Origin of the sequence: Pseudohaliea rubra DSM 19751 (assembly GCF_000764025.1) — a bacterium.
In the GTDB taxonomy this organism is placed as follows: domain Bacteria; phylum Pseudomonadota; class Gammaproteobacteria; order Pseudomonadales; family Halieaceae; genus Pseudohaliea; species Pseudohaliea rubra.
On sequence record NZ_KN234749.1, the window covers coordinates 94,568 to 106,276 of the forward strand.

At 65.1% G+C, this 11,709-nt stretch carries 10 protein-coding genes, 1 tRNA gene and 1 rRNA gene; 6 read left to right on the forward strand and 6 right to left on the reverse strand.

The genetic code is table 11. The features are described 5' to 3' along the window. Nucleotides 1-118: 118 nt before the first annotated feature. From HRUBRA_RS03510 to tyrS, 3 genes are all read right to left on the reverse strand, one after another. Nucleotides 119-195, reverse strand: a tRNA-Ile gene (locus HRUBRA_RS03510). A 234-nt stretch (nucleotides 196-429) separates the two neighbouring features. Then, nucleotides 430-1,963 (reverse strand): 16S ribosomal RNA (locus HRUBRA_RS03515). 335 nt (nucleotides 1,964-2,298) lie between these two features. Further along, nucleotides 2,299-3,594, reverse strand: coding sequence for a tyrosine--tRNA ligase (tyrS, locus tag HRUBRA_RS03520; protein ID WP_035514588.1), 1,296 nt, complete (start codon nucleotides 3,592-3,594; stop codon nucleotides 2,299-2,301). A gap of 185 nt (nucleotides 3,595-3,779) precedes the next feature. Between tyrS and HRUBRA_RS03525 the strand changes: the two genes are divergently transcribed. Then, nucleotides 3,780-5,219: a peptidoglycan DD-metalloendopeptidase family protein gene (locus tag HRUBRA_RS03525; RefSeq protein ID WP_084592428.1), complete on the forward strand. Its 1,440-nt coding sequence runs from the start codon at nucleotides 3,780-3,782 to the stop codon at nucleotides 5,217-5,219. A 6-nt stretch (nucleotides 5,220-5,225) separates the two neighbouring features. After that, the gene (locus HRUBRA_RS03530) at nucleotides 5,226-6,368 is read left to right on the forward strand and encodes an anhydro-N-acetylmuramic acid kinase (protein ID WP_201771518.1); all 1,143 of its coding nucleotides are present in this window, start codon (nucleotides 5,226-5,228) and stop codon (nucleotides 6,366-6,368) included. Here HRUBRA_RS03530 and erpA read toward each other — a convergent pair. Then, nucleotides 6,354-6,707: an iron-sulfur cluster insertion protein ErpA gene (erpA, locus tag HRUBRA_RS03535; RefSeq protein WP_035514589.1), complete on the reverse strand. Its 354-nt coding sequence runs from the start codon at nucleotides 6,705-6,707 to the stop codon at nucleotides 6,354-6,356. The genes HRUBRA_RS03530 and erpA overlap by 15 nt on opposite strands. A gap of 80 nt (nucleotides 6,708-6,787) precedes the next feature. Further along, a complete protein-coding gene (gene argC, locus HRUBRA_RS03540) occupies nucleotides 6,788-7,819 on the reverse strand; it encodes an N-acetyl-gamma-glutamyl-phosphate reductase (protein ID WP_035514591.1) in 1,032 nt (343 codons plus the stop codon). 110 nt (nucleotides 7,820-7,929) lie between these two features. Between argC and HRUBRA_RS03545 the strand changes: the two genes are divergently transcribed. The 4 genes from HRUBRA_RS03545 (at nucleotide 7,930) to HRUBRA_RS03560 (ending at nucleotide 11,412) form a co-directional block, all read left to right on the forward strand. Next, the gene (locus HRUBRA_RS03545; RefSeq protein ID WP_035514592.1) at nucleotides 7,930-8,349 is read left to right on the forward strand and encodes a CopD family protein; all 420 of its coding nucleotides are present in this window, start codon (nucleotides 7,930-7,932) and stop codon (nucleotides 8,347-8,349) included. 122 nt (nucleotides 8,350-8,471) lie between these two features. Continuing rightward, complete coding sequence (gene hemL, locus HRUBRA_RS03550) at nucleotides 8,472-9,773, forward strand: glutamate-1-semialdehyde 2,1-aminomutase (RefSeq protein ID WP_035514594.1); 1,302 nt, start codon at nucleotides 8,472-8,474, stop codon at nucleotides 9,771-9,773. Next, nucleotides 9,770-10,777, forward strand: coding sequence for a porphobilinogen synthase (gene hemB / locus HRUBRA_RS03555; RefSeq protein ID WP_035514596.1), 1,008 nt, complete (start codon nucleotides 9,770-9,772; stop codon nucleotides 10,775-10,777). Before hemL ends, hemB begins: the two co-directional genes overlap by 4 nt. Nucleotides 10,778-10,788: 11 nt before the next feature. Next, nucleotides 10,789-11,412 (forward strand): hypothetical protein, encoded by a 624-nt coding sequence (locus HRUBRA_RS03560; protein ID WP_035514598.1) that lies wholly within the window; start codon nucleotides 10,789-10,791, stop codon nucleotides 11,410-11,412. 28 nt (nucleotides 11,413-11,440) lie between these two features. Here HRUBRA_RS03560 and nrtS read toward each other — a convergent pair whose 3' ends face one another. Further along, entirely contained in the window at nucleotides 11,441-11,698 is a 258-nt protein-coding gene (nrtS, locus tag HRUBRA_RS03565) for a nitrate/nitrite transporter NrtS (RefSeq protein ID WP_035514600.1), read from the reverse strand. Between the last annotated feature and the right edge of the window lie 11 nt (nucleotides 11,699-11,709).

Sequence of the window (11,709 nt, forward strand, 5' to 3'; positions counted from 1 at the left end):
CCCGCTACCGCAGCTTCCGCGCCTGCCCTGTGCACCAAAACGTTTCTGGGCGAGGCGCCGTCTTGCGCCGTGTGCAATCAGCACACAAGCGAGGCGGCAACGAAGTCCAGGGGCGTTTTGGTAGGCCTGGGCAGACTTGAACTGCCGACCTCACCCTTATCAGGGGTGCGCTCTAACCAACTGAGCTACAGGCCTGTTTTGACTTGTCTGCTGCCCGTCTGGCGGCGTTATTTTTTTCGCTCGATCGGTCACGTGCTATCTGCACGCTCCCTCTCTCACTCAAAAAATGCCTTGCCAGCCGACCAGCATCCTGCGTCAAAACCCTCCGATTGACGGAGAGCCTACAGCCGCAAGCTCGGATTCTCGTGGCATCAAACCGTTTCAGACGAAAACAGATGTGTGAGCACTTATCAGGTGGCGCTCTTCGTTTAAGGAGGTGATCCAGCCCCAGGTTCCCCTAGGGCTACCTTGTTACGACTTCACCCCAGTCATGAATCACTCCGTGGTGATCGTCCCCCCGAAGGTTAGACTAACCACTTCTGGAGCAACCCACTCCCATGGTGTGACGGGCGGTGTGTACAAGGCCCGGGAACGTATTCACCGCGACATTCTGATTCGCGATTACTAGCGATTCCGACTTCACGGAGTCGAGTTGCAGACTCCGATCCGGACTACGAAACGTTTTGTGGGATTCGCTCACCCTCGCGGGGTTGCTGCCCTCTGTGCGTTCCATTGTAGCACGTGTGTAGCCCAGGCCGTAAGGGCCATGATGACTTGACGTCGTCCCCACCTTCCTCCGGTTTGTCACCGGCAGTCTCCTTTGAGTTCCCACCATTACGTGCTGGCAACAAAGGACAAGGGTTGCGCTCGTTACGGGACTTAACCCAACATCTCACGACACGAGCTGACGACAGCCATGCAGCACCTGTCACTTGATTCCCGAAGGCACTCCCGCATCTCTGCAGGATTCCAAGGATGTCAAGGCCTGGTAAGGTTCTTCGCGTTGCATCGAATTAAACCACATGCTCCACCGCTTGTGCGGGCCCCCGTCAATTCATTTGAGTTTTAACCTTGCGGCCGTACTCCCCAGGCGGTCTACTTATCGCGTTAACTGCGCCACCAAGGACTCAAGTTCCCCAACGGCTAGTAGACATCGTTTACGGCGTGGACTACCAGGGTATCTAATCCTGTTTGCTCCCCACGCTTTCGCACCTCAGCGTCAGTGTCGAGCCAGGAGGCCGCCTTCGCCACCGGTATTCCTCCACATATCTACGCATTTCACCGCTACACGTGGAATTCTACCTCCCTCTCTCGCACTCCAGTCGGCCAGTATCGGGTGCAATTCCCAGGTTGAGCCCGGGGCTTTCACATCCGACTTAACAAACCGCCTACGCGCGCTTTACGCCCAGTAATTCCGATTAACGCTTGCACCCTCCGTATTACCGCGGCTGCTGGCACGGAGTTAGCCGGTGCTTCTTCTCAAGGTAATGTCACGGCTTGCCGCTATTAACGACAAACTTTTCTTCCCAAGTGAAAGTGCTTTACAACCCGAAGGCCTTCTTCACACACGCGGCATGGCTGCGTCAGGGTTTCCCCCATTGCGCAATATTCCCCACTGCTGCCTCCCGTAGGAGTCCGGGCCGTGTCTCAGTCCCGGTGTGGCTGATCATCCTCTCAGACCAGCTATGGATCGTCGCCTTGGTAGGCCTTTACCCCACCAACTAGCTAATCCAACGCAGGCTCATCCAATAGCGCGAGGTCCGAAGATCCCCCGCTTTCCCCCTCAGGGCGTATGCGGTATTAGCTCGAGTTTCCCCGAGTTGTCCCCCACTACCAGGTAGATTCCTACGCGTTACTCACCCGTCCGCCGCTCTACTCAACCCGAAGGCCTTTCGCGCTCGACTTGCATGTGTTAGGCCTGCCGCCAGCGTTCAATCTGAGCCATGATCAAACTCTTCAGTTCAATCTTTAACCTCCACCCATTAAGAGCAGGAGGGTGGGTTTTCGCAGTTACCCGCGCTCACCCACAAATCTCGGCTCAGACACTCGAAATCAATGATTCATAAATGAATCGATGAGTCACTTGTGTCTGATAACTGTTACCCCCGAAGGGGCTAAGCAACCAGCCCAACAAGTGCCCACACATCTGTCTTCATCTGACTGTTAAGCAACTCGCCGCGGCGCCGGGCCGGGCGGTCCCGGCCAAGACCATGTCTCGACCGGGAGGCGTATTATACAGTTGGAAGCTTACCTGGCAAGCGATGATCCCATCTTTTTTTGTTCCGGCCCAGCCCCCCCTCAGGGCGCCTCGAACAAGTGGTATTTCTTCTTGCCCAGGCGCACCAGGTAAAAGCGCCCGTGAAGCGCCCGGGCGGCCGCGAAGCAGCCGGCGGGGTCAGCATTGTCTTCCCAGGAGAGGGGCTGCCCGTTAACCAGCACAGCGCCGCTGCCCAGCGCATCCTTTACCTGTTTGCCGGACTTCGCCATCCCGGCCTCCACCAGCGCCTGGGTCAGGCTGCCGGGGAGGGTCGCCCGGTCGAGAGCGCTTGCCGGCAGGCCATCGAGACGAAGCTGGGCAAAGTCCTCCGCCGACAGCATTGCCAGGTCACCCTCGAACAGGCAGCGCGTAATGCGCTCGGCCGCTGCCAGTCCCTCATCGCCGTGGACCAGCCGGGTCACCTCCCGGGCGAGGACGCCCTGGGCTTCCGGGCGACCCTGACGCCCGGCGTCGGCGCGCTCGAGGGCCTCGATCTCGGCAACGTCGAGAAAGGTAAAGAAACGGAGAAAACGGTAGACGTCGGCGTCGGCAGCACCCAGCCAGAATTGATAGAAGGCGTAGGGCGACGTCCGCGCCGGGTCGAGCCAGATGGTGCCGCTTTCAGTCTTGCCGAACTTGGTGCCGTCGGCCTTGGTGATGAGCGGCAGCGTGAGACCGAAGACCTGCTTGCCATGGAGGCGCCTGGCGAGATCGATGCCCGCGGTGATATTGCCCCACTGGTCCGAGCCGCCGAGCTGCAGGGTACAGTCATGGCGACCCGCAAGCTCGGCGAAGTCCAGGGCCTGGAGGATCATGTAGCTGAACTCGGTGTAACTGATGCCGGCACCCTCACGCTCGATGCGCTGGCGCACAGACTCCTTCTGCACCATGGCATTCACGGAAAAGTGCTTGCCAATGTCCCGAAGGAAGGTCAGGACATCCATGCCCTGGGTCCAGTCGAGGTTGTTCACCACCAGCGCTGAGTGCGGGCCGGCGTCGAAGTCGATAAACCGCGAGACCTGGTCGCGGATCCGGTCCACCCACCCGGCAATGACCTCGGGCGTATTCAGCTGGCGTTCCTGCGCCTTGAAGCTGGGGTCGCCGATGAGTCCTGTGGCACCGCCCACGAGAGCGATAGGCCGGTGGCCGGCGCGCTGGAAGCGCTGCAGGGTGAGCAGCGGCACCAGGGAGCCGATGTGCAGGCTGTCCGCCGTCGGATCAAAACCGCAATAAAGGGTGCGCATACCGCCGTCGAGCCAGCCCGGGAGCGCCTCCTCCCCGGCCAGCTGGAACAGGAGCCCGCGCGCGCGCAGGTCGGCGATCAATGCACTACTCATGACCCCTCACTGAAAAATGTCTGCTCACTGGAAGATGTCTGCTCACTGAAACGGCAATCCGGACGGGATGACGGCAGTGGATAACAAGAGGGCGCAAGATACCCCATCGACGATGGATTGCAACTGACCGACGAGCCCGGCATCCTGCGTTATACTCCGTGAGCATTATGGGCGGACTCAAGCCGATGCAGCTGAAAAAACCAGCCCGTGGCGCCACGCCGCTGGCCGCAAGATCCCGCGTTTCGCACCGCCATCTGCTGGCCGTGGCGGCGCTGACCATGGCTGTCGCTATCGTTGCGCTGGTGGCGCCGGGCGGCGATGTGGAAGCGAACCGGCCCCTGGATGCGGAGCTGCCGGACCCGGCGGAAGCGGCCGTGGAGGTCGCCGAGCGCGACCGCGACGCGGCGGGCGGGCCGGCGCCGACCCGGGAAGCCGCGGAAGTCGCTGCCGGCCCTGCTGCTGTCGATACCGGCCCCGAGACCGGGGAAACGACGCCAGCCTGGCGCGAGCTCATCGTACAGTCGGGCGACAACCTGTCCCTGCTCTTCAAACGCGCCGGCTACGGCGACCGGGATGTCTACCGCATTGTGCACACGGCGCCGCAGGGCAAGGCCCTGGAGCGCATCTATCCGGGCCAGACCATCGGCTTCCTCGCCGACGAGGACGGCGCCCTTGCCGCCGTGCGCCATGTGATCAATCCGCTGCAGAGTGTTGTCTACCGCCGCATGGACGGTGGCTACTCGAGCGAGCGCCTCGACCGGGAGCCCGAGGTGCGCCTTGCCTGGGCCTCCGGCGAGATCGACAGCTCCCTTTTCCTCGCCGGGCGCGACGCGGGCCTGTCCAGCAATCTCGTTATGGAGCTGGCCAACCTCTTCGGTGGCGTCATCGATTTTGTGCTCGACCCGCGCAAGGGCGACACCATGCACGTGCTCTATGAGGAGCTCTACCTCGACGGCGACAAGTTCGGCGACGGCAATATCGTGGCCGCATCCTTCACCAACAAGGGCGAGACCTTCAATGCCTTTCGCTATACCGACAGCGCGGGCCAGGCAAGTTACTACAACGAGACCGGCGTGAGCATGCGCAAGGCGTTCCTCATGGCACCGGTGGACTTCACGCGCATCAGCTCCAACTTCAACCTGAAGCGCCTGCACCCCATCTACAAGACCACCCGCCCGCACCGCGGTACCGACTATGCGGCCCCCCGCGGCACCCCGGTGTTTGCCTCCGGGGACGGCCGGGTAATCGAGGCCGGCTACACCCGAGCCAACGGCAACTACGTCTTCGTCCAGCACGGCGAGCGCTACATCACCAAGTACCTGCACCTGAACAAGCGCAAGGTCCGCGAGGGCCAGCGCGTAGTGCAGAGCCAGGTGATCGGCACCGTCGGCTCCACCGGCGCCGCAACCGGGCCTCACCTCCACTATGAATTCCTCGTCGACGGTGTACACCGCAACCCGCGGACCATCCACAAGCTGCTGCCCAAGGCCAAGGCCCTCGCCGCGGCGGAGATGCCCGCCTTCCGCAGCGCCATCGCCGGCGTCAGCGAGCAGCTCGCCCAGCGCCGGACGGAGACCCGCCTTGCCAGCGCCGGCGCTGTGAGCACCGGCAACGCCGCACCCTGATTCTCCGTGGCCCCGGCTTACTACCTGGGGCTTATGTCCGGCACCAGCATCGACGGCGTCGATGCCGCGCTGCTCGCCTTCCACGGTGACCGCTTTGAGGTGCTCGATACCCTGGGCCGGGCGCACCCGCCCGCGCTGAGGGAGGCCCTCGCAACCCTGTGCACGCCCGGTAACGATGGCCTGGACGCCGTCGGCCCCGTGGATCGCGCAGTAGCGCTGGCGTTTGCGGAGGCCGCGCTGGCCCTCCTCGAACGGCACCGGATCGCCCCGGCACAGGTCGCTGCCATCGGCTCCCACGGGCAGACCGTCCGCCACCGTCCGGGGGGTGAGGCACCCTTCACCCTGCAGTTGGGTGACCCGAACCTCATCGCCGAGCGCACCGCCATTACCACGGTTGCGGATTTCCGCCGCCGGGACATGGCCGCGGGGGGCGAGGGCGCGCCGCTGGCGCCGGCCTTCCATCGCGCCGCCTTCGCGGCGCCGGAGCGCCGACGGGCCATTGTCAACATCGGGGGTATTGCCAACGCCACGCTCCTCGACGGAGCAACGCTCGTCGCCGGCTTCGACACAGGACCAGGCAACACCCTGCTCGACAGCTGGGCCCGGCGTCACCGGGGCGCGGCCTACGACGCAGGGGGCGCCTGGGGCGCCGAGGGCTCGGTGCTGCCCGCCCTCCTCGAAGGCGCGCTGGCAGACCCCTTCTTTCAGCGCGACGGCCCGCGCAGCACCGGCCGGGAGTACTTCAGCGAGACCTGGCTGGACAGCTTGCTGGTGGGGGTGCCGGGTGCCGACCCGCGCGACGTCCAGGCCACCCTCGCGGCACTCACCGCCACAGGAATCACCCGAGGCCTTGCGCGCGCGGGCTTCCAGGCCGAGGAGGTCTATGTCTGTGGTGGCGGCGCGCACAACGACGACCTCATGCGGCGATTGCACCGGGCCCTGGCGCCGGCGTCACTCGCAACCACGCAGGCTCTGGGGCTGGATCCGGACTGGGTGGAAGCCGCGGCCTTCGCCTGGCTGGCGCGGGAGACTCTCGCCGGCAGGCCGGGCAATGCACCGGTGGTTACCGGGGCCGTCGGGCCGCGGGTGCTCGGTGGTATCTATCCGGCGGGCACCGGCGGTCGCTGGACAGCCTCAGATGGAGAATGAGGCCCCGCAGCCGCAGGTGGTCGAGGCATTGGGGTTATTGACGATAAAGCGTGACCCCTCGAGACCTTCGGCGTAGTCAACTTCAGAGCCGGCAAGGTAGGGAAAGCTCATCGGGTCCACGAGCACGGTGACCCCGTCGACCTGAATCGCGGTATCGTCCTCGGCGGCTTCTTCATCGAAGGCAAAGCCGTACTGGAAGCCCGAGCAGCCGCCGCCGGTAATGAACACCCGCAGCTTCAGCGCCGCGTTCTCTTCTTCTGAGACCAGCTCCCGCACCTTGCGCACGGCTCCAGGCGACAAAGAGATGCTGTTCGGGTCAAAGGCTGTGGCAACGGTCATTGGCGGTTTACGCCCCGGGGTTGTCGATGGTTTAACGCAGTATGCGAAGCCCTAGCATTCCAGTCAAGTATTACCCGCGCTCAGGGCAGCAGCCCCGGGTGAGCCAGGCCATTGGTTTCCGGCAGCCCGAGCATGATGTTCATGCACTGGATCGCCTGGCCCGAGGCGCCCTTCACCAGGTTATCCTCCGTGGCCATGACCACCGCCGTCTCCCGCCCCTGGGGCACCGCCACCGCGAGCTGGCAGCGGTTGGCGCCGCGCACCGTGCGCGTCTGCGGGTGCTGGCCCGCCGGCAGCACGTCGACGAACGGCTCGTCGGCATAGTAGTCCTCGAAAACCGGCTGCAGGTCCAGCCCGGGGGTCTTCAGACGGGCGAAGCAGGTCGCGTGGATGCCGCGGATCATCGGCAGCAGGTGCGGCACGAAGGTCACGCCCACAGGCCCGCCGGCGAGGTCGCCGAGGGACTGCTCGATCTCCGGCTGGTGCCGGTGGCCGGCCGCGCCGTAGGCTTTGAAGTTATCGCTCGCCTCCGTGAGGATGTTGTCGAGCTTTGCCTGGCGGCCGGCGCCGCTCACGCCGGAAGCGGCGCTGGCGATCAGCTGGTCCCGGTCGACAAGGTCACCGGCGAGGAGCGGCGCAAAGGCGAGCTGGATGGCCGTGGGGTAGCAGCCCGGGCAGGCAACGAGGCGCGCCCCCGCGATCGCCTCGCGGTGGAACTCGGGCAGACCGTACACCGCCTCGGCCAGTCGCTCCGGGCAGGCGTGGGTCTCGCCGTACCACCGGGACCAGATCCCGGCATCGCGCAGGCGGAAGTCGGCGGAAAGGTCAATGACCCGCGCGCCGGCGTCGAGGAGCGCCGGCACGCTGTGCATGGCGACATTGTGCGGAGTGGCGAAGAACACCACATCGCAGGCGGCGAGCGCGGCTGCAGCCGGCTCCGTAAAGACAAGATCGCAGCTGCCGCGCAGGTTCGGGAACAGGTCGTCCACCCGGCGACCGACTTCCCCCCGGGACGTGATGGCGACGACCTCGGCGCCGGGGTGCGCCGCGAGCAGCCGCAGCAGCTCCACGCCCGTGTACCCTGTGCCCCCGACGATGCCGACCCTGATCATTGTGCCTCCCGCGCGCCCGGTTGAAGCCCCGCCGCCGCGGGCGGCAGGCAAACTGCTATCATCGCACTTTTCACTGGTATCGGTCAGCGCCTTCGCCCAAGGAACCCGCCATGCTCTGGTTGCGTGCCCTGCACATCATCTTCGTCGTCTGCTGGTTCGCCGGCCTTTTTTATCTGCCGCGGATCTTCGTCTACTTCGCCGCCAGCGAGGACAGCGCGACCCGGGCGCAGCTGGCGGTGATGTCCCGTCGCCTGTACCGCTTCGTCACGCCCTTCATGGTGCTGACGGTAGTCTTCGGCGTGTGGATGATCGGCCTCGCCCCGGACTACTACCTGAGCGCTACCTGGCTCTGGCTCAAGCTCGCCGGCGTAACCTTCCTTGTCGTCTACCACTTTCAATGCGGTCGCTACGTCAAGGCCATCAACGCCGACTCGGACCGCCACAGCCATGTGTTCTACCGCTTCTTCAACGAGGTGCCGGTGCTGTTCCTCTTCGCCATTGTGTTCCTGGTGGTGCTGAAGCCCTTTTGATGCAGTCCCCTTGACCTGGCCCCTGCACCCGGTGCGGGGTTGTTGACGGGGAGGGCGAAGGCCCATAATTCCGCAACTCCCGGCTTCGAAGGAAGCCCGTCATTCCCCGCAGTGAGGACAGCATGGTCACATCGCAAGCCCTATTCGAGCGCGCCAACGCACACATTCCCGGCGGCGTGAATTCACCGGTACGGGCCTTCAAGGCCGTCGGCGGCACCCCGGTATTCATCGACCGGGCCGACGGCGCCTACCTCTTCGATACCGACGGCAACCGCTACATCGACTACGTGCTGTCCTGGGGGCCGATGATTATGGGCCACAACCACCCGGAAGTGCGTGAAGCCGTGGTCCGCCAGGCTGAAAAGGGCCTATCCTTCGGCGCGCCGACGGAGCTTGAGACGCAGCTCGCCGACCGCATCTGCGACATCATGCCGAACATGGACATGGTGCGCATGGTCAACTCGGGCACCGAAGCCACCATGAGCGCCATTCGTCTCGCCCGTGGCTACACAAACCGGGACAAGATCGTGAAGTTCGAGGGCTGCTACCACGGCCACTCGGACTCCCTGCTCATCAAGGCCGGTTCCGGCGCCCTGACCCTGGGCGTGCCGAGCTCCCCGGGGGTGCCCGCCTGCCTCGCCGAGCACACCATCACCCTCACCTACAACGACACCGAGGGCCTGCGCCAGTGCTTTGCCGAGCACGGCGACAAGATCGCCTGCCTCATCGTCGAGCCGGTTACCGGCAACATGAACTGCGTGCTGCCCAAACCCGAGTTCCTCACCGCCATGCGCGAGGTGTGCAACGAGAGCGGCGCGGTATTCATCCTCGACGAGGTGATGACCGGCTTCCGCTTCGGCCCCCACGGTGCCCAGGGCCACTATGGCATCGAGGCGGACATCACCACCCTCGGCAAGATCCTCGGCGGCGGCATGCCCGTGGGCGCCTTCGGTGGCAAGCGCAGGATCATGGAGCACATCGCGCCCCTCGGGCCCGTCTATCAGGCAGGGACGCTGTCCGGTAACCCCATCGCCATGGCGGCGGGGCTGGCGACCATGGACATCATCACCCGGCCGGGCTTCTATCAGCCGATTTTCGACCGCACCGCGCGCCTCTGCCACGGCCTCGAGGCCGCTGCCGACAGCGCCGGCGTGCCCTTCACCACCAACCACGCGGGCACCATGTTTGGCGGTTTCTTCACCGACGCGCCAAAGGTAGAGAACTACGCCGACGTGATGGCCTGCGATACGAAGACCTTCGGTCGTTTCTTCCACCGCATGCTGGAGCACGGCGTATACCTGGCCCCGGCCTCCTACGAGGCGGGCTTCATGTCTGCCGCGCACACGGACGAAGACATCGACAAGACCATTGAGGCCGCCAATATTGTGTTTCACATGATCGCGGCGGGGAGTTCCGGCGCATGAGTTTCAGCAGCCGCGGGCCCTACCCCACAACCCGCCTGCGCCGCCTCCGGGCCAGCAGCTTCGCCCGCGCGCTGGTGCGGGAAAACGGCCTGACCCCGGCGGACTTCATCCTCCCGGTGTTCGTTCTCGAAGGCAGCGGCGAGCGCGAGGCGGTGCCCTCCATGCCCGGCGTCGAGCGCCTCTCCGTGGACCTGCTGGTCGAGCTCGCAAAGGAGGCCCATGGCCTCGGCATCCCCGCCATCGCGCTCTTCCCCGTGGTGCCCGGGTCGCGCAAGAGCCTGGAGGCGGAGGAGGCGTACAGCGCCGACGGCCTCGCCCAGCGCGCCACGCGCGCCCTGAAGGACGCCGTGCCGGAGCTCGGGGTAATGACCGATGTTGCCCTGGACCCCTTCACCACCCACGGCCAGGACGGGATCATCGACGAGCACGGCTATGTGCTGAACGACATCACTAAAGCGGTCCTCGTGAAGCAGGCCCTATCCCACGCCGAGGCCGGTGCCGACGTGGTGGCCCCCTCCGACATGATGGACGGGCGCATCGGCGCCATTCGCGAGCTGCTCGAGCGCGAGGGACACGTGAATACGCTGATCATGTCCTACGCGGCCAAGTACGCCTCGAGCTACTACGGCCCCTTCCGCGACGCCGTGGGCTCCGCCGGCAACATCAAGGGCGGCAACAAGTTCAGTTACCAGATGGACCCGGCAAACAGCGACGAAGCCCTGCACGAGTGCGCCCTGGACCTCGCCGAGGGCGCCGACATGATCATGGTCAAGCCTGGCATGCCCTACCTGGACATCATCCGTCGGGTAAAGGATGAGCTCAAGGCGCCGACCTTTGCCTACCAGGTGAGCGGCGAGTTCGCCATGCACAAGGCCGCCTTTGCCAACGGCTGGCTGCAGGAAGAGGCGGTGATGCTCGAGTCGCTGCTGGCTTTCAAGCGCGCCGGCTGCGACGGTATCCTCACCTACTTCGCCCTGGACGCGGCCCGGGCGCTTCAGTCCTAGCGGTCCCGCCGGTGCGTCTCGCCGCCCTGCTCCTTGCCACTGCCGCCCTCCTCCCTCTCCCGGGGCGCGCCGAGTGCGGCTGCCTCTGGAAGGGCAGCTTTGCCGACGTGCAGGGACAGGCAGACCTGGTGGTCGCCGGCACCGTCACCCAGCGCAAGGGCAACTCCATCGATATTGCCATCGCGCGCACGCTGCGCGGCGAGGGCTGGCGGGAGCAGTTGCGGGTCTGGCTGCAGACCGGGGACTACTGCCGCCCGCCGGCGGAGGACTTCCCCGAGGGGAGCCGATGGGTCCTGGCCCTTGAGCGCATCGATGCCGTGCCCAAGGACGGTTTCAACGCCGCCACGCCGAACCAGAGCTACGGCCGCAAGGGCGACTATATCCTCTCGAGCTGCGGCGGCTACTGGCTGCGCTGGACCGGCGACGCTGTCACCGGCAACCTCGTCGATGCACCGCGCTGGGCCCGGGAACCGGAGATGACCCCGGTGCTGCTGGATGTGCTCGAGGCCTATGTCGCCGGCCGCATCGACCAGGCGCGGCTAAAGGAGGCGAGCCGGGAGGACCCGGCGCTGCGCGAGCTCATGCTCAACACCCGGCAGTTTCTCCTCCATGGGGACGCGGCGGAGCCGCAGTAAGCGCGCGACCCGCGCCCCTTGGTGCGCACTACCGGCTTTCGCCGCTTGATGCCTGCACTGACGCCCAGGTTGAGACAGAAAACGGCACGAGGTAGGTCAGGAACACCCGCGCACCTTCGCCGAGACCGGGTGCCCCGGGGAACAGGGTATCGCTCTGGTTGATCAGCGTGAGTACGGAACCGACCACGAGGCTGACCTTGAGGCTGCGTTTTACAATCCGGGGGTTAGCAGCGCTGCGCCAGCCGCCGGTCTGTGTTCCTGCTTTTGAAGTCCGTGAATGCCGCATGCCGCAGTTCC

Coding starts and splice junctions, on each gene's coding strand:
- hemB (WP_035514596.1), top strand. CDS start 9,770: ATGAGTTTCAGCAGCCGCGGGCCCTACCCCACAACCCGCCTGCGCCGC.
- erpA (WP_035514589.1), bottom strand. CDS start 6,707: ATGACCGTTGCCACAGCCTTTGACCCGAACAGCATCTCTTTGTCGCCT.
- hemL (WP_035514594.1), top strand. CDS start 8,472: ATGGTCACATCGCAAGCCCTATTCGAGCGCGCCAACGCACACATTCCC.
- argC (WP_035514591.1), bottom strand. CDS start 7,819: ATGATCAGGGTCGGCATCGTCGGGGGCACAGGGTACACGGGCGTGGAG.
- nrtS (WP_035514600.1), bottom strand. CDS start 11,698: ATGCGGCATTCACGGACTTCAAAAGCAGGAACACAGACCGGCGGCTGG.
- HRUBRA_RS03525 (WP_084592428.1), top strand. CDS start 3,780: ATGCAGCTGAAAAAACCAGCCCGTGGCGCCACGCCGCTGGCCGCAAGA.
- tyrS (WP_035514588.1), bottom strand. CDS start 3,594: ATGAGTAGTGCATTGATCGCCGACCTGCGCGCGCGCGGGCTCCTGTTC.
- HRUBRA_RS03545 (WP_035514592.1), top strand. CDS start 7,930: ATGCTCTGGTTGCGTGCCCTGCACATCATCTTCGTCGTCTGCTGGTTC.